General features: G+C 62.2%; 18 protein-coding genes. 1 reads left to right on the top strand and 17 read right to left on the bottom strand.

The genetic code is table 11. From position 1 onward, the window contains the following. Positions 1 to 18 precede the first annotated feature (18 nt). Genes ACK3SC_RS05860 through ACK3SC_RS05845 form a run of 4 tightly spaced genes read right to left on the bottom strand, consistent with a single transcriptional unit; the run spans position 19 to position 4153 of the window. The gene (locus tag ACK3SC_RS05860; protein ID WP_416839178.1) at positions 19 to 810 is read right to left on the bottom strand and encodes an ABC transporter permease; all 792 of its coding nucleotides are present in this window, start codon (positions 808 to 810) and stop codon (positions 19 to 21) included. Further along, positions 807 to 1871 (bottom strand): ABC transporter ATP-binding protein, encoded by a 1065-nt coding sequence (locus tag ACK3SC_RS05855; protein WP_416839177.1) that lies wholly within the window; start codon positions 1869 to 1871, stop codon positions 807 to 809. Before ACK3SC_RS05855 ends, ACK3SC_RS05860 begins: the two co-directional genes overlap by 4 nt. After that, positions 1868 to 2650, bottom strand: a complete 783-nt coding sequence (locus ACK3SC_RS05850) for a CBS domain-containing protein (RefSeq protein ID WP_416839176.1) — start codon at positions 2648 to 2650, stop codon at positions 1868 to 1870. Before ACK3SC_RS05850 ends, ACK3SC_RS05855 begins: the two co-directional genes overlap by 4 nt. A 45-nt stretch (positions 2651 to 2695) precedes the next feature. After that, the gene (locus tag ACK3SC_RS05845; RefSeq protein WP_416839175.1) at positions 2696 to 4153 is read right to left on the bottom strand and encodes a DHH family phosphoesterase; all 1458 of its coding nucleotides are present in this window, start codon (positions 4151 to 4153) and stop codon (positions 2696 to 2698) included. A gap of 90 nt (positions 4154 to 4243) precedes the next feature. Here ACK3SC_RS05845 and ACK3SC_RS05840 point away from each other — a divergent pair, with 90 nt between their 5' ends. Further along, on the top strand, positions 4244 to 4624 hold the full coding sequence (locus ACK3SC_RS05840; RefSeq protein WP_416839174.1) for a hypothetical protein: 381 nt from the start codon (positions 4244 to 4246) through the stop codon (positions 4622 to 4624). A gap of 30 nt (positions 4625 to 4654) precedes the next feature. Here the strand turns inward: ACK3SC_RS05840 and ACK3SC_RS05835 are convergent, their stop codons facing one another. From ACK3SC_RS05835 to ACK3SC_RS05775, 13 genes are all read right to left on the bottom strand, one after another. Continuing rightward, positions 4655 to 6175: an NADH-quinone oxidoreductase subunit N gene (locus ACK3SC_RS05835; protein ID WP_416839173.1), complete on the bottom strand. Its 1521-nt coding sequence runs from the start codon at positions 6173 to 6175 to the stop codon at positions 4655 to 4657. Beyond that, complete coding sequence (locus tag ACK3SC_RS05830) at positions 6175 to 7704, bottom strand: complex I subunit 4 family protein (RefSeq protein WP_416839172.1); 1530 nt, start codon at positions 7702 to 7704, stop codon at positions 6175 to 6177. The genes ACK3SC_RS05835 and ACK3SC_RS05830 overlap by 1 nt, the downstream gene beginning before the upstream one ends. After that, positions 7701 to 9722 (bottom strand): NADH-quinone oxidoreductase subunit L, encoded by a 2022-nt coding sequence (nuoL, locus tag ACK3SC_RS05825; RefSeq protein ID WP_416839171.1) that lies wholly within the window; start codon positions 9720 to 9722, stop codon positions 7701 to 7703. Before nuoL ends, ACK3SC_RS05830 begins: the two co-directional genes overlap by 4 nt. 3 nt (positions 9723 to 9725) lie before the next feature. Next, on the bottom strand, positions 9726 to 10028 hold the full coding sequence (gene nuoK / locus ACK3SC_RS05820; protein WP_416839170.1) for an NADH-quinone oxidoreductase subunit NuoK: 303 nt from the start codon (positions 10026 to 10028) through the stop codon (positions 9726 to 9728). Continuing rightward, complete coding sequence (locus tag ACK3SC_RS05815) at positions 10028 to 10396, bottom strand: NADH-quinone oxidoreductase subunit J (protein WP_416839169.1); 369 nt, start codon at positions 10394 to 10396, stop codon at positions 10028 to 10030. The genes nuoK and ACK3SC_RS05815 overlap by 1 nt, the downstream gene beginning before the upstream one ends. Beyond that, positions 10393 to 10653, bottom strand: coding sequence for an NADH-quinone oxidoreductase subunit J (locus ACK3SC_RS05810; protein ID WP_058573143.1), 261 nt, complete (start codon positions 10651 to 10653; stop codon positions 10393 to 10395). Before ACK3SC_RS05810 ends, ACK3SC_RS05815 begins: the two co-directional genes overlap by 4 nt. Positions 10654 to 10758: 105 nt before the next feature. Next, positions 10759 to 11220, bottom strand: coding sequence for a NuoI/complex I 23 kDa subunit family protein (locus ACK3SC_RS05805; RefSeq protein ID WP_151109648.1), 462 nt, complete (start codon positions 11218 to 11220; stop codon positions 10759 to 10761). After that, positions 11217 to 12275 (bottom strand): complex I subunit 1/NuoH family protein, encoded by a 1059-nt coding sequence (locus ACK3SC_RS05800; protein WP_416839168.1) that lies wholly within the window; start codon positions 12273 to 12275, stop codon positions 11217 to 11219. Before ACK3SC_RS05800 ends, ACK3SC_RS05805 begins: the two co-directional genes overlap by 4 nt. Beyond that, on the bottom strand, positions 12275 to 13942 hold the full coding sequence (locus tag ACK3SC_RS05795) for an NADH-quinone oxidoreductase subunit D (protein ID WP_416839167.1): 1668 nt from the start codon (positions 13940 to 13942) through the stop codon (positions 12275 to 12277). The genes ACK3SC_RS05800 and ACK3SC_RS05795 overlap by 1 nt, the downstream gene beginning before the upstream one ends. Then, positions 13939 to 14640: an NADH-quinone oxidoreductase subunit B gene (locus ACK3SC_RS05790; protein WP_058573131.1), complete on the bottom strand. Its 702-nt coding sequence runs from the start codon at positions 14638 to 14640 to the stop codon at positions 13939 to 13941. Before ACK3SC_RS05790 ends, ACK3SC_RS05795 begins: the two co-directional genes overlap by 4 nt. Next, complete coding sequence (locus tag ACK3SC_RS05785; RefSeq protein WP_151139128.1) at positions 14637 to 15053, bottom strand: NADH-quinone oxidoreductase subunit A; 417 nt, start codon at positions 15051 to 15053, stop codon at positions 14637 to 14639. The genes ACK3SC_RS05790 and ACK3SC_RS05785 overlap by 4 nt, the downstream gene beginning before the upstream one ends. Positions 15054 to 15242: 189 nt before the next feature. After that, positions 15243 to 15857, bottom strand: a complete 615-nt coding sequence (purE, locus tag ACK3SC_RS05780) for a 5-(carboxyamino)imidazole ribonucleotide mutase (protein ID WP_416839166.1) — start codon at positions 15855 to 15857, stop codon at positions 15243 to 15245. A 112-nt stretch (positions 15858 to 15969) separates the two neighbouring features. Beyond that, entirely contained in the window at positions 15970 to 17118 is a 1149-nt protein-coding gene (locus ACK3SC_RS05775; protein WP_416839165.1) for a 5-(carboxyamino)imidazole ribonucleotide synthase, read from the bottom strand. Between the last annotated feature and the right edge of the window lie 146 nt (positions 17119 to 17264).

The raw sequence follows: 17264 nt of genomic DNA, 5'->3' as shown, positions 1-17264 counted from the left end.
CGAAGGGCGTCACACACGTCAGTAGTGTCCGAGGACGCCACGCTGTCGTGCGCGACGAGTGAGGAACCGGAAGACGAGATAGCCGACGACGACGTACGCCGTGCCCACTCCGACGAGGATACCGAGTTCTGTCAGGGGGAACTCCCAGAGTCGAACCCCGCCGGTCATCGCTCGCTGTAACATGTAACTGCCTTGCGCGAGTGGCAAGAGTTTGAGTACCGGGGCCGCCGCGACTGGGGCCGCCGCAAGGCCGATGAACCCGAACTGAAGCAGTCCGAAGATGCTGTTGACGCGCTTGTAGAGCAGTGCAAGCCCGGCCATCACGAATCCAACTCCCACGACCGAGGCGAGTGCAAAGATGCCGAGCGGAACGACGGTCAACAGGTCTATCGAGAGCGTTCGGCCGGTCGTCACGAGCATCAACAGGAGCGTCGCGCCACCCCAGAGGAAGCTAAACGCCACGTTTACGACCGTTTTGGCGGCCATTACGCGGCCGAATCCGACCGGTGCCATGTAGAGCTGTTCGAGCGTTCCCCACTGTGCTTCGGTCATCACGTTTCCGGCGAGATCCTGGTACGCCGAGAAGGCCATCGTCACGAGGAAGTAGCCGACGATGAGCGAGTCCAGTGAGTTGTCGAACGCCGCCCCTGCAACCGCGCGCCCGCCGAAGAAGATGAGGGCGAAAAAGACGTAAATCGCCAGCAGTCCGCCGACCGTATTGACGGGATACCGCCGGAGCAAGATGTACTGCTTTCGGGCCACAGCACCGAGGAGAACCAGCATCTCGCGGGGCGCGGGTGTGGTACTCATCGCAGCACCCGTCTCGTGGGATCGTCCCCCGTCAACTGCAAGAACGCCTCCGTGAGGTCGGGTTCGACGGTGTTCACCGAGACGAGACGCCCACCGTCTTCGACGAACTGCGCCGTCAACGCGGGCAGGTCGTTCGCGTCCTCGAGTGCGACGAGGACGCGGGTTCGGTCCCCGTCGCGCTCCCACGATTCGACCGCGTAGTCGGCGCGAATCTCCCGTTCGGTCGTCGCCGACAGTGGTCCATCGACCACGATTCGAACCGCGCTCGTCCGAAAGAGTTCCACGAGTGCTGTCACGCTGTCGTCGGCGACGACGTGGCCGTGATTGACGACGAGAATTCGGTCACACAGGTCTTCGACGACGCTCATGTCGTGACTCGTGAGAACGACCGTGAGGCCGCGTTCGTCTGCGAGTCGTCGGAGTTCTCGTCTGAGGTCGACCGAACTCTCCACGTCAAGTCCGAGTGTCGGTTCGTCGAGAAACGCCACGTCCACGTCGCGAGCGAGGGCACACGCGAGTGCGACTTTCTGTTTCATGCCCCGCGAGAGTTCGTTCACGACGTCGTCAGCCCTGTCGAGGAGGCCCAGTTGGTCGAGGAGTGTGTCGTGTCGGTCTCTCACCGAGGGGTCGCGGACGCTCTCACCCGCGAGGCCAGCGAAGAATGCGAGGTTCTCACGGACCGTCAGTCGCCAGTAGACGTTTCGCGCACCTTCGAGCGTCGCTCCGACGCGTCTGTAGGCACGTTCTGGGTCGTCGTGAACGTCGATGCCACAGACGCGAACCGACCCGTCTGAGGGGACCAAAAGGCCGAGCATGGCTTTCAGCAACGTCGTCTTTCCCGCTCCGTTTGGCCCGAGAACGCCGAGAATCGTCCCCTGTTCGACCGAAAACGAGACGTCGTCGACTGCGACCACGTCGTCGTAGCGTTTCGTCAGATTCGAGACGTCGATGACGGGTGCGTCGGCGTGTCGAAATCCATCGGTGCTGTTGGTCTGTTCGTCCACGGAGTGACCCGTGTCACCCCGCTCCCGTGCCGCGTTCGACGCGGTGGGAGTGTTCATTGCAAGCGCCGAGTCGATTCGACGAGTGGGTGTCGCGCGTAATCGACGATGTCGATGTCGTCGATCGAGCGAAGCCCTTCGTTTTCTGCGGTGCGCTGCATCCCGAGTTCCACCGGGTCGTCGATGACGATGACGTAGGCGTCCATCTCCGTCAGGTCGATACGGTCGGCCGCACAGGCTCTGTGGTGGCCGTCGGCCAACAGCAGTGTCCCGTTGTTGTCGATGACGACGAGTGGTTCGGCGAGGCCGCGTTCGAGTTCGTACTTCCGGCCCTCTAACTCGTCGGCGTACACCCGCGCTTGCGTCGGAATGAGGTTCGGAATCGAGACGGTCCGTCGCTCCTGGTGGACGGTGATGCCGTGAATCTGTTCGAGCGTCCGCATGAGTTTCCCGACTTTTTCGGGCGTCGCACGCTCGATTTGGCTTCGAATTACATCTGTGTTCGAGATGATGCCGACGAGGTTACCCGCGTCGTCGACGACCGGGAGTTTCTGAATCCCCGACCGAAGGATGACGCGTGCCGCGTCGTTGACGTCCATCTCGGGGTGGGCGACGACCAGGTCTGTCGCCATTACCGTCTCGATTGATTCGTCACCCTCCGCGAGGAGGATATCGCGGGCGGTGACGAAGCCTTCGACCTTGCGACCGTCACAGACAGGAAATCCGTTGTGGCCGTCGCTCTCTGCGATACGGCGGGCCACGTCAGCGACCGTATCGCTCGGTGCGACTGTCTGAACCTCACGAGTCATGTACTCTTTGACGGTCGCTTTTGTACTCATCCCTCCGAGGTAGGGCGAGTGGCAGCAAAAACGTGGTGGAGGGGATTACTCGTCGAGTGGGTACTCGAACGTAACGTCCGAGTCCAACCGTGGTGTCGACGGTGGGTATTCGAGCGTCTCGAAGAGGCGTCCGGCGACGATTTCCGTGACGATCGTCGCCAGCGACTCCCGAGAGTCGTCGCCCACGTCGTCTAAGATACCGAGTGGAATCTGTGCGCCGGCCATATCTGCGTGCCCGCCGGCGCTGCCAATCGGTCCGAGTGCGTCTCTGAACATCTCTCCTAAGTCGATACGGCCACCCTGTGCTCGTCCAGAGACGTACACCGTTCCGTCCATCAACCCGTAGACGATGGAGACATCGATACCGTCCATCCCGAGGAGATGGTCGGCAGCCTGCGCCAACGCGTCTCGCTCGCGGATGTCGCCGGCGTTCGACGTGAGGATGTCGCCGCGAACCTCACGGTTCGAGATACTGCGAGCGAGTGTCTCCATCGTCTCCGGCGTCAAACTCGGCGTCTCGACGCGGTGGAGCAGGTCTTCGTCGACGTGGGGAAAGAGATACGCCGCGGCTTCGAAATCCGCGGTGGAGACTTCGCGCGTAAAGTCGTTCGTATCGACCTGAATCCCGAACAAGAGCGCAGTCGCCACGGTGGTGTCGGGAACGATGCCGAGGCGTTTAAGATAGCCCGTAAAGAGCGTACTCGTCGCACCGACACTGCTTCTGAGGTCGACGTACGTCGCTTCGATCGGCGCTCTCGGTGGGTGGTGGTCGACGACGATGTCTATCGTCGTATCGTTGGGCAACCTGTCGTTGACGCCCGGGCGAGAGTGGTCGACGAGGGCGAATCCGGCGTACTCTTCGATCGCCGAGTCGTCGTTGAGGACGCGCAAGTCGAGGTCGAGGAGGTTCACCAGTGCACGGTTTTCCTGATGCGAGATGTCTCCGAAGTAGCAGACGTCGGAGTCGACGTTCGCTCGCTTCGCGATGGCCTGCAACGCCAGACCCGAGGCGATTGCGTCCGGGTCCGGGTTGTCGTGCATCACCACTGCGAGCGGTCCGTCCATCTTTCGGAGCACTCGCATCAGTCGGTGGAGTCGCTCGGACTGTGGCGACCCGACGGCGTCGTAGATGTGGTCTGCGACGATTCGCTGTGGGTCGATGACTTCGTCGGCGATGCGTTCGACGGCCGCCCGAATCGACGCCGTCGGCTCGTGGCCCAGATGGACGACGAGCGAGGCGTCGGGGAAGTGTTCGTGTGCCGTCTCGGCGACGTCGCGGTTCTTCGCCGGGTCTTCACCGGCGACGATTATCACGTCGGCGTGGTTCGGATAGTTCGCCGGGTCGTTCGGGTCGCCTTCGGTCGCTGCGACGCCATCGGCGCGGAAATCGTCGGCACGGCCCTTCCGGTCTGTGACGACGAGAATCGACCCGGGCCTGTCGATGAGCGTCTCGACGAGTGTTCCTCCGAGAGAGGTACACCCGAGAACCAGGCGACGTACCATAGTAGCAGAGTCGTCTTCCGGCCGCAAAACCCTACCGTCATCCAGTTCGCCGATGATATTATGTCTTGGCGTGACAAGGCATACCATACGATGGAACTCGAATCACAACTCGTCCCCGAGTCTCGCAGTGAGTCCCTCGTCAGCGCCTGCCGAACCGCGGTTGGTGACGACCTCAGAAGTATCACCTACTTCACGCACGACCGTTGTGAACAGCTCTACCTTCGGTCCGACCTCGAATCGGACGCCGACCTGACTGGATTCGTCGAACACGAGACCGATGGCTTTCAGGCTCGAACCGCCTACCGTGGGTCGGAACTCGGGAACTACCGATATACGGTGCGGGCCTTCGAACACGGCTATCTCACTCGCGTCACTGTCGCCGACAGAGGCGTCTTCGTCACCACGGATGGACTGACGCTCAGACGCTCAGAAGAACTCGCGTCGGCACTCTCCGAGTTACTGCGCGAATAAAAAGAACCGAATTCTCAGGCCGTGAGACGCTCAGAAGAGCGCCGCGGCGACCGTCTGTGCCGTCTCGATGACGGGCTGGAAGCCGGGGAGGAGCAAGAGCGTGCCGACAGCGGCGAAGACCACTGCGACGTACAGTCCAACCGGTTGGCTTCCGATTTCGAGCGGCTTCGACGGCTCTTCGATCCACATTGCCTTGACGACACGGCTGTAGTAGAACAGCGACAGTGCGCTGTTGACCGCGCCGACGGCGGCGAGCCACCAGAAGCCAGATTCGATAGCCGAGTAGAACAGGGCGTACTTCGAGACGAAGCCACCGAACGGTGGGAGCCCTGCCAGCGAGAACATGAAGATGGTCATCGCCGTCGCGGCGATGGGCACCTTGGTCGCGAGACCGTTGTAGTCCTCGAAGGTTCGGCCGATGCCCCACTTTTCGACCATGGCGATGAACAGGAACGCGCCCGTGTTCATGAAGCCGTAGACGAGCAGGTGGGCCATACTCGCGCCGAGAACGTTGCCGTTTGCGGCACCACCATCGACGGTGATGGCCGCGAGGCCGATGAGCGCGTAGCCGGCGTGTCCAATCGAGGAGTACGCGAGCATGCGCTTGACGTTCTCCTGGGTCGCTGCCGCGAAGTTACCGAGCGTCATCGTGACGACGGCGAGAATCGCGAACAGAATCGACCAATCGACGCTCCCGCCGCCGACAGCGGTGACGGTGTCGAGGGGGAACGCGACGGTGAAGACGCGGAAGGCGACGGCGAAACCGGCCGCCTTCGACGCCGACGAGAGGAACGCGCTGATGGGTGCAGGTGCGCCCTCGTACGCCTCCGGCGCCCAGAAGTGGAACGGGACGGAGGCGGTCTTGAAGGCGAACCCACCGGCAATCATCAGCACGCCGAGTCCGAGCACACCGACGAGTCCGTCGGCACCGGCCAGGTTCGCTGCCACGTCGGGCAGGATGAGCGACCCGGTGACGGCGAACACGAGGCTGATACCGAACGCGAACACCGCGGACGAGAGCGCGCCGATGAGGAAGTACTTCAGCCCCGCTTCGACGCTGCCGCGATCCTTCTTCAGGAACGCGACGAGCGCGTACGACGGCAGCGACGCGAGTTCGAGGCTGACGAAGACTGTCGCCAGCGAGTTCGACATCGCCATCAGCGTCATCCCCGTCGTGGCGAAGATGACGAGCGAGTAGAACTCACCCTGATAGCGCTGGTCTGCGAGGTAGTCGTACGAAGCGACAGAGACCATCGCAGCGACGCTCGTGAAGATGAGCGTGAAGAACAGGCTCATCCCGTCGACGACGAGCGCGTCGCCGTAGAGCGAAATCGCACCGCCAGTCTTCTCCATGCCTGTCCCTGCGATGAGGAACCAGCCAGCGATACCGCCTGCGGCGAGCGCGCCGAGCGTCGCCGTCCCAGCGAGCAGACCGTTGTTAGACGTGTCTGGGTCGATGGTGTCGATGAGCAGCAAGACGAGACCCGTCACCGCGAGGACGATTGCGGGTGCCGTCGCCGCCCAGTCTGGGAGCGTCTGGAGTGGCGTCATTAGAACGCACCTCCCAGTTCGAGAATCGGAGTAACTGCTTCCTGAATCATAGTGAAGAAGATGTCAGGCTGGACACCGAGCACGATGGTCAACAGAAGCAGCACCGCGAGCGGTGCAACGTCGTGGAACGGTGCTTCGGTGATTTCGTAGTCGCCATCGAACTCGAAGGGGCCGAACAGCGTCCGCTGCATCGCGAACAGCAGGTAGCCCGCGACGATGACGATACCGAACATGGCCACGCCGGTAAAGAGCGGCATCGCCGACATCACCGTCGATTCGAACGAGCCTTTGAAGATGAAGAACTCGGCGGCGAACCCGGCCATGAGCGGGAGGCCCATGTAGCCGAACGCGCCGGCGACGAAGATGCCAGCCGTGACGGGCATCCGGTCTGCCAGTCCCGAGAAGTCCGTGACCATACGCGTGTGCGTGGTGTTGTAGATGACACCGACGGCCATGAACATCAGTCCCGAGATGAGACCGTGTGCGATCATCTGGAAGGTCGCACCACCGACACCGTAGGTGGTGTAGGCGATGAGACCGAGGATGACGTATCCCATCGACGACACAGAGGAGTACGCGACGATGCGCTTGAGGTCCTGCTGTGCCAGTGCGAGGAGTGCGCCGTAGATGACAGAGGCGACGGCGAGCAGTGCGATTGGCAGTGCGAGGCTCCGTGCCGTCTCCGGAAGCATCGTGAAGTTGAACCGGAGCAGGGCGTACGTACCCATCTTCAGGAGCACCCCTGCCAGCATGACCGACGCCGGCGTGGGTGCTTCGACGTGTGCGTCCGGCAGCCACGTGTGGAACGGGACGACCGGAACCTTGACCGCGAATCCGAGGAACATCGCGATGAACGCGACGGTGGCGAGTGCACTCGCCGAGAGGCCAGCGAACCCGCTGAGTTGACCGGCTTGCAACGCCTGGGCAATCTCGGGCAGTCGCAGCGACGTAATCGAGTCGCCGAGACCGAACACGAGCGAGATGAACCCGATGAACATCACGAGCGACGCGATGTTCGTGTAGACGAAGAACTTGATCGCCGCGTACTTGCGGCGGGGGCCGCCCCAGACACCGATGAGGAAGTACATCGGGACGAGCACGGCCTCCCAGAAGACGAACCAGACGAAGAAGTCGAGCGCCGTGAAGACGCCCAGCAGGTTCGCTTCCATGAGGAGCATGAGTCCGTAGAACTGGGACTCGCGCTCCGAGATGGGAGTCCACGAGCTCACGATAGCGAGCGTGGTCAGGATGGTCGTGAGAACGATGAGCGGCAGGCTGATGCCGTCGACGCCGACCATCCAGTGAAGGTCGTATTGGCCGAGTTGCAGCCAGACGAAGTCTGTCTCGAACGCGATGTTCCCGCCGAGGAGGGCGTTCCCGCTCGCGTCGTACTGTTGCCACATCAGGAGGCTCCCGAGGACGGGAACCAGACTCAGCGCGAAGGCTGCCTTGCCGGCGTAGCGGTCCGGCAGGACGAACGTGACCAGCGCGGCGAGGAACGTGACTGCGATGAGCGCTTCGATTATCATGCGAACCAACCTCCAATCAGGCCGAGACCGAGAAGCAGCGCCGTCAGACCGAGCGTGAGGAGCGCGGCGTAGTTGCTCACCACACCGGTCTGGATGCGTTTCATGCGAGCGCCAGCGAACAGGCTCACGCTAGAGACACCGTTGACGACACCGTCGACGATGCCCTGGTCGAACTTGTCGAGGACGCGCGAGATGGGCTGAACGATGCCCGTGGCGAGCCAGACCTGGTACTCGTCCTGGTAGTAGTTGTTGTACAGGACGGTCTTGATGCTCCCGAGCTTGTCCGTGTGTTCGACGGGGTCGGGGACGTTGTACAGCACGTACGCGAGGCCTGCGCCAGCGAGCGCGAGGCCGAGCGAGACTGCGGCACCGATGGCCACCGTCGCCGCCTCACCGCCGATGTACCCCGAACTGTACGGGAGGATTTCGGCGTAGTGGTGCGCGTTCAGCGAGTCGAAGCTTCCGTCGAGGAACTGGTGCAGGAAGTCGATTCCCTTGATGCCGAGGAGTTTCTCCACGGGCACCATGTTGACGACACCGGCCGTCGCGGCGAGCACACCGAGGACGGCGAGCGGAGCCTTGACGTTCCAGCGGACACCGTGTGGGTCCCGCGCCGTCTCGGACCGGGGTTCACCGTGGAAGGTGAGGAACACCATCCGGAAGGTGTAGAAGCCGGTGAAGAAGACGGCGAGCAGTCCCATCGCGTAGGCAGCAAGCAGAATCGGGCTGCCGCCGAGGCCGTGGATGAGCGTCTCGTACAGCACCTCGTCTTTCGACCAGAAACCGGCGAACGGGACGATACCCGCGAGCGCGAGCGACCCGGAGAGGAACGCGTAGTAGGTCACGGGCATCTTGTCTTTCAGACCACCCATGTCCCACATGTTCTCGTTGTGGTGCATCGCGATGATAACCGACCCTGCGCCGAGGAACAAGAGCGCCTTGAAGAAGGCGTGCGTCATGAGGTGGAACGTCGCGGCGACGTAGCCACCGGCACCGAGGCCGAGCATCATGTAGCCGTACTGGCTGATAGTCGAGTACGCGAGAACCTGCTTGATTTCTTTCTTGACGACACCCATCGTCGCCGCGAAGAGGGCGGTGAATCCGCCGATGAGGGCGATGATGGCAAGCGTCGTCGGGGTCAGCGCGTAGAAACCGTACATCCGGGCGACGAGGTAGACACCGGCCGCAACCATCGTCGCTGCGTGGATGAGTGCGGAGACGGGCGTCGGACCTTCCATCGCGTCCGGAAGCCACGTGTGCAGGGGGAACTGCGCGGACTTCCCGACGACGCCTCCGAGAACGAGGAGGCCGACGACGGTGAACCACGCCTGTTCGCCCATGCCGAGGAACGTGTTGACCGAGTGTTCGCCGTGGAGCGCTTCCTCAGCGAGCACCGGGAACGACTCTGGACCGGCGAAGGCCGCCGTGCCGAACGTCGCGAAGACGGCGACGACACCGACGAGGAAGAAGTAGTCACCGAAGCGGGTGACCAAGAACGCCTTCTTCGCTGCACTCGGCGGGCCGGCCTGACGGAACCAGAAGCCGATGAGCAGGTAGGAACACAGTCCCACGAGCTCGAAGAACATGAACGCCATGAGCAGGTTGTCTGCGACGACGAACCCGAGCATGGAAGCGGAGAACAGACCGAGACCAGCGTAGTAGCGCGGGAGGCCCGTCTCGCCTTCGTCGTTCATGTAGCCGAGACTGAAGACGTGGACGAGGAACGCGATGAGCGTCACGATGACCAGCATCATCGCCGACAGCGGGTCGATGAGGAGGCCGAACGTGAGGTTGACCGCGTCTAGACCTTCAGCCCACGTGTAGATCGTTTGGTTGTACGTCTGTCCACCACTGACGGCGACGAACGTCGCGACTGCGAGCAGGAACGACCCTGCTGTCGCGGCGATGCCCGCCAGGGCACCTCCCTTCGGCATGTACCGCCCCGCCCCGAGTGCGATCAGGAACGAGAGGAACGGGAGGAGGACAATGGCCGGAGCGAATTCGAGTATACCTGCCATAGATTACCACCTCATCGTCGTTGCCTTCGTGACGTCGACGTCGTCGAAGTTGCGGTACAGCACGAGGATGATACCGATACCCACCGCGACCTCGGCGGCGGCGAGCGCCATCGTGAAGAGGCCGAACGTCTGGCCCGTCACGTTGCCCCAGTAGTAGGAGAACGCGACGAGGTTGATGTTCGCAGCGTTGAGCATCAGTTCGACCGACATCAAGAACAACAGCGCGTTGCGCCGGGTGAGCAGGCCGAAGAGGCCGATGCAGAACACCGCGGCAGACAAGATGAGGTAATACTGTCCGGGTACCATCAGTGGTCACCCTCCTCATCGTCGAACAGCGTGCGCTTGAGTTCCCGACCGCCGTCGGTCAGAATGGTACGCATCTGACCGCCTGCTCCTTCGCGGCGAGCGAGGAGGACTGCGCCAACGAGCGCGGCGACGAGCACGAGGTCGATGATTTCGAATGCGACCAGCATGCTCTCGCCTTCGACGGTGCCGAAGTCGAGGTTGAACATCGAATAGGCGATGCTCGCGGTCAGATTGGCTCCCTCCGCGAACCCCTGTGGGTTCGGGAACGACGCACCGAGGAACACGACTGCCATCACGACGAAGAGCGCGACGGCAGCGAGTCCGGGTACGAGATGCGAACCGAGCTTCAACTGCGGTTTCGTGGTCATGTACTACTCACCTCCGGGTTGATACGCGTCAGCATCACAGCGAACGTGATGAGAATCAGCACCCCGCCGACGTAGACGAGGATTTGCATGGCGGCGAGGAACTCCGCCTGCAACATCACGTAATGCACCGCGACGCTCAAGAGCGCGCCCCCGAGCAGGAGTGCGGAATGCCAGATGTCCCGCACGAGGACGACGCCCAGGCTGCAGCCCACGGTGATGAGGGCGAACAGCGCGAACGCGATGGTTTCATAAACCATTGTGTGTGTCTCCTTGAGATATCCCTTTGAACATTTCGAGAACGTCCTCAGCGCCCCGTAACGGGCGCACGCTGACGGTACTCGAACGATTCTCTCGCGGTCATGTTACTGATAGTCGACCTCTCCTTCGCCCTCGCCGACCCACGCGTTGCGGTCGGGGTTGCGAGAGTTGAGCGGGTCGATATCCTTGTACCACGGGACGTTCTTGAGCTGTTCTTTGTTGTAGACGAAGTCGTTCTTGGTGTCGGCCGTGAACTCGAAGTTCTGCGTGAGCAGAATCGCGTCGACGGGACAGACCTCCTCGCACAGTCGGCAGTAGATACACTGGCCGATGTGGAGGTTGTACTGCTCGCCGTTGCGTTTGTCGTCCTGAACGATCTGAATCGTGTCGTTCGGACAGACGTTCTCACACTGACGGCACCAGATACAGCGCTCTTGGCTGAACTTGTGGACACCGCGGAAGCGCGGACTGACTTCGGGCGCTTCTTCGGGGTATTCGACCGTGAAGGTCTGTCCGTCGAGTGCGTGCTTCAGCGTCACTGCCATGCCCTTCAGAATTCCAATCATACAATCACCCCCACGATAATGGCCGTGAGAACCAGGTTGGCGAAGGACAGCACGAGCATGCCCTTCCAACCGATTTCGAGGAACTGGTCGACGCGAAGGCGCGGCACTGCGGAGCGCGCCCACTGGGTGAACAGGAAGAACGCCCAGATTTTGATGGTGAACCAGATGAACCCGGGCAGGACCGGTCCTGCAGGGCCACCGAGGAACAACGTCGCGGCGAGAGCGCCACCGAGGAAGATGTGGATGAACTCACCGAGGTAGATGAGGACGAAGTAAATCGACGAGTACTCCGTCTGGTATCCAGCGACAATCTCGGTCGGCGCTTCGGGGATGTCGAACGGGTTGCGTCCAATCTCCGCGAGGTTCGCCAGGATGAACAGGGCGAACGCGAACGGGTTGACGAACGCGAACCACGCCGGAATCGACACGCCAGCGACGGTGAGGAGTGGTTCTGCCTGCACAGCGACGATTTCGCTCATCCGGAGCGACCCGGCGAAGATGACGACCGAGGCCGCGGTGATGACGAGCGGAATCTCGTACGCGATGTTCGCTGCGACGGCGCGAAGCGCACCGATGAGCGAGAATTTGTTGTTCGAGGCGTAGCCCGACATGACGAGACCGAGTGACGCAATCGACGCCGCCGCGAAGGCGAACGCCAGACCCGTTTCGGGGTCTGCGAGTTGGATGCCGTTACCCATCGGGATGACGGCGAATCCGAGCAGCGCAGAGAACGGGATAATCATCGGCGCGAGGTCCCACGCGGGACGGTCGACGCCTTCGGGAACGATGAGTTCTTTCGACATCAGACGGACGGCGTCCGGAATGATGACGAGCAACCCGAACGGTCCGATACGGTTGACCGCGATACGGTCACCGAACGCGGCCGTAATCTTCCGTTTTGCCCACGGACCGGCGATTGCCGTCGTGATGAGCATGATGTTGGCGATGATGAACGCGCCAATCAGCCCACCGACGATGTCTCCGAGGACGCCACCGAGACCGAGGGCGTTGCTGATGGTGTCCGGAAGGGTCGTTGCTTGCAGCGTCGTCGTCATTACCGGTCCACCTCGCCGAGAACGATGTCGAGGCTACCGAGCGATGCAATCATGTCCGGGATGAACTCGCCTTCAGACATCTCGGGGAGCGTCTGAAGGTTCGAGAAACACGGACTGCGAATCTTGAAGCGGGCCGGCTTGTCGGTGCCGTCGGCGCGGATGTAGATGCCGAGTTCGCCCTTCGCGCCTTCGACGGCGCGGTAGATTTCCGTGTCCTCGTCCGGCTTGAGGGTACGCGGAACGTTCGCCTGGATGTTCCGCTCGTCTTCCGGCCAGTCTTCGAGCAGGTCGACACACTGCTGGATGATCTTGGCCGACTCCTCGACTTCGCGCATACGCACGAGCAGGCGCGAGAAGTTGTCACAGCCGTCTTCGACGACGACGTCCCAGTCGAGTTTGTCGTAGTAGCCGTAGGAGTCGTCGCGGCGAAGGTCGTAGTCGATGCCAGAGCCACGGGCGACCGGTCCGGTCGCACCGTACGACTTGGCGACTTCCGGTGGGAGCACACCAGTCCCGACCGTCCGGGCCTGGAGAATCTCGTTCGAGGTGATCATGTCGTGGTACTCCTCGAGCGCCTCCGGCAGGTCGTCGATGAAGTCACGAATCTTCTCGAAGAACTCCTCGCGGGGTTCTGGGAGGTCCCAGACGACACCGCCGAGGCGGAAGTAGTTGAACATCATCCGCTGACCGGTGAGGTCTTCGAGGATGTTCTGGACGATTTCACGGTCCCGCATGGCGTACATGAAGATGGCCGTGAAGTCGCCGTAGACGTCGAGTGCGAACGTGCCGAGCGCGATCATGTGCGACGCGATACGGCAGAGTTCGGCACCCATCGTCCGGATGATCTGTGCGTACTCCGGCACCTCGATGTCCGCGAGGTCCTCTGCGGTGCGGGCGTAGGCCCACTCGTTGAGGAGACCGGCCGAGATGTAGTCCCAGCGGTCCGGGTACGGCATAATCTGGTGTCGGTAGGTTCCCTGCTGACAGATTTGCTCCTCACAGCGGTGGAGGTAGCCGATGTCGGGGTCGAGGTCGACGACCTGTTCGCCGTCGACGACCGTCTCGACGTGCAGCACACCGTGGGTCGCCGGGTGGTGTGGGCCGATGTTGATGTACATCGTGTTGCCCTCGTCACCACGGCTATCCTGTTCCAGCGGGTTCGCGTGCTCGGTGAGCGTCGCAATCTGCGGTCGGTCCTGGTCGTAGTCGAGGCCCAGCGGGTGGCCCTGCCACGTATCCGGGAGGAGGATGCGGCGAAGGTCCGGGTGGTCCTCGTACTGGATACCGACGAGGTCGTACGCCTCACGTTCGTGCCAGTCGGCCGTGCGGAACACGGGTTCTGCGGACTGGCTGACCGGCTCGTCTTTCGACGTCGGGACGACGACGCTCACTTCGTCAGTGCGCTCGTCGTACTTCGTCAGGTGGTAGATGGACTCGTAGCGGTCCTCGTACTCCTGTGCGGTCACACACGAGAGGTGGTCGAAGCCAGCCTCGTCGCGGAGTTTGAACAGCGTCTCTTGGACCTGGTCGGGGCGGATGACGAAGCCCGGTGCGTTCATGTGTTCTTCGCGGCTTATGACGAGGTCACCGAGCAGGTCGGCGAGTTCGTCACCACGGGAACGCTCCTGAATGGCGTCTTCTTGCGGTTCTTGTTCCTCGACGCTCATGGTGAATCAGCCCAGTTATACCGCATGACGAGGTCGTCTTCGTCGATCTGTTCGGCGAGTTTGTCGACGATTTCGTCGCGCGGGAGGTCGCCGAACTGTTCTAACTCGTAGGGCTTGACCGTGACGGGGCTGGACTCACCGTTCGCGATACGCTCCTGGAGCTTCGCGATACCGTAGATGAGCGCCTCCGGACGCGGCGGGCACCCGGGGATGTGGATGTCCACCGGGATGACCTCTTCTGCGCCCTTGATGACGTTGTAGCCCTCCTGGAACGGGCCGCCCGAGATGGTACACGACCCCATGCCGACGACGAACTTCGGTTCGGGCATCTGGTCGTACACGCGCTTCATGCGCGGGGCGAATTTCGAAACGATGGTCCCCGGCACGATGATAACGTCGGCCTGTCGCGGCGACGCACGCGGCACACCTGCCGCGAAGCGGTCCAGGTCGTGCTTGATCGCGTACGTGTGCATCATCTCGATACTGCAGCAGGCGATACCGAACTGCAGCATGAACATCGAGGACCCACGAACCCAATTCATGAACTTGTCGAACTTCGTGAGGATGAACGGCGACGAACCGAACGCCTCCCGAAGTTTCGAGTTGAACCGGTCGTCCGCGCCGGCCATGCGGGCGTCGCGGGTCTCGGTCTGTACCTGTGTATCGTCCGTGACGAATGGTTTTTGTTCGCTACTCATGCGTCTTGTCTCTCTGTCTTACGACGGTTCGCCTGCGGGCTTTTGACCCACTTGACGGCGCCGTTGCGCCACGCCCAGACGAGTCCGACGACGAGCACACCGATGAAAACGAGCATCGGTGTCAGAATCGTCCCCAGAGACGCGCCCTGTTCGAGAGCGGAGCGGTAGATGACTGTCCACGGGAAAATCAGGACAGTCTCGATGTCGAACACGACGAACAGCAACGCGACCATGTAGTATTGTATGTTAAACTGGACGCGTGCCGTGCCGGTCGGCACCTCACCACTCTCGTAGGTGGCACTCTTTCCTTGTTCCGGTACGCTTGGGCGAAGCATCGCCGACATCGCCATCATGACTAATGGTAAGCCGACAGCGACGACGCCCATCGCACCGATTGCAATCCAATCACTCATGCGGTGTCTCCCTGACGTGCGGCGGTTAGAAGCGCTCCCCTATAAACATTGATTTGTGTGTTTCGGGCGCGAGAAGGCTTCTATTCGTGAAATACGTTAATAGACGCCCGGAGGGGCGCTCCGGGGGCATTTCCGCCCATCAGCGCTCACCGATATCGTGATAAAACCCGTCAAATTGGGGGTATCGGACTACTGAGACGATTCGCGAAAGCCAGCGACACCGAGCGAGTGGAGTGCAGCAGAGGTTTCGGCCACGTCGGCGACGAGTTTCTCGTGATAGTCGACGAGTCTGTCTTCGAGTTCGGGGTATCCGCGCGCGAGCATCTGGACGGCCGACAGTGCGGCGTTGAACGACTTCCCGGCGTCGACGGCGACGATGGGCGCGCCCGTCGGCATCCCGATGACGGAGTCGACAGACTTCTCCTGGACTGGAACGCCGACGACGGGGAGCGGATACGCGATGGACGCGGTCATGTTCGGCAAATCAGCCGACTTCCCGCCCGCACCCGCGATGATAACTTCGATTCCGCGCGCTTTCGCCGTCTCACCGTACGCGTACATCAGGTCCGGCGTCCGGTGCGCGGAGACGACGTACGTCTCGTAGGTGAAGCGCTCGTCGGGCGCGTCGTCGAAATCGGTCTGTTCGCCGAACCCGAGCGTGTCGAGCGCGTCGTGCGCGCCAGACATCACGTCGAGGTCGGAGTCAGACCCCATGATGATGCCAACGTCTGGCGTCGTCTCGGGGTCGCGGTCTGCGTCGGCCTGTGCGTGGAGTTCGTCGATGAGGTCCTGTTCGGTGGTCATTGTGGAAATGGTGTGGAACGGGTGGTACTGTGGTGCGGTGGTGCGGTTCGTGAGTCGGTATTGTTCGACTGGGTGGTCAGTCCGGAGACCGATTCAGTGGTGGTGCTTGTGGTCAGTCGAAGTAGAGGCCGTCTCGAAGCTCTCGCGCGCGTTCTAACAACATCTGGATATCGTCGTCTTCCCCGCCGATGGCCGTGAGGTGACCCATCTTTCGGAGTGGTCGCACCTCGTCTTTGCCGTACCAGTGAAGCGAGACGCCTGACTCGGAGAGTGGTGCTTCGAGGCCGGCGAGTCGCGCCGGTTGCGACTCCTCGACGGTGCCGAGGATGTTCGCCATCACAGTGGGTGCACGGCGGTCGGTCGCGCCGAGTGGCCATCCGAGGACGGCGCGGACGTGCTGTTGGAACTGCGAGCAACGCGCGCCTTCGATAGTCCAGTGGCCCGAGTTGTGTGGGCGGGGGGCGACTTCGTTGACGAGGACATCACCGCCGCTCGTCTCGAACAGTTCGATGCCGAAGACGCCGCGTCCGGGCAGGTGCGAAAGTACTTCGCGGGCGACTCGGTCGGCCTCTTCGGTCACCTCGTCTGTCGTCCGTGCCGGGACGACGGTCTCTCGCAGAATCTCGTCTTCGTGGACGTTCTCCCCGACGGGGAACGTGCGAATCTCGCCCTCGCCGCGAACGCCGATGACGGAGAGTTCGCGCTCGAAGTCGACGAACGCTTCGGCCATCGCCGGGCCACCGACTTCTTCGATGGCGGCCTCCGCGTCGTCGGAGTCGGTGACGGGGACGTTTCCACGGCCGTCGTAGCCGCCGGTTCGGGCCTTCAGCATGACCGACCCGAACTCGTCGAGTGCGGCGCGTAGGTCCTCGGCGTCGTCAACGCGGTGGAACGGCGGAATCGGAATATCCGCCTCGCCGAAGGTTCGCTTCTGGACGAGTTTGTCTTCGATGGTCCGGAGTGCGTCGGGTGACGGGTGGACCGCGATTCCTTCCTCGGCGGCGAGTTCGTCGAGGAGGTCGGGGTCAGCGAGTTCGATTTCGAACGTCATCGCGTCGGACCGCGCGGCGAGTTCGGCCATCGCGTCGGGGTCGGTGAACTCCCCGACGATCTGGTCGGCAACCGCCGACGCGGGGCAGTTAGGGGTCGGGTCGAGAACGACGATGTCGACGCCGAGCGGCGCAGCGGCCTCGCCGAGCATTCGGCCGAGTTGGCCCCCGCCGACGACGCCGAGCGTGGGTCCGGGTACGGTGACGGTCACGGTCGGCGGTTCAGTACGTCGGTGCATAAATGTTGCCACATTAGGTGTCCAAATACACACGTTCGTGACTATAATCGGCGTGCGTTCCGGTGGCGAGTGAGACCCGTCGCTCGTCGTCTGTCGGCGTCTCGAACCGGAAAAACCGC

It is taken from the genome of Haloferax sp. DFSO52 (assembly GCF_048158745.1).
Classification (GTDB): domain Archaea; phylum Halobacteriota; class Halobacteria; order Halobacteriales; family Haloferacaceae; genus Haloferax.
Note: the sequence above shows the minus strand (reverse complement) of the source record. Positions and strands in the feature narration are given on the sequence as shown.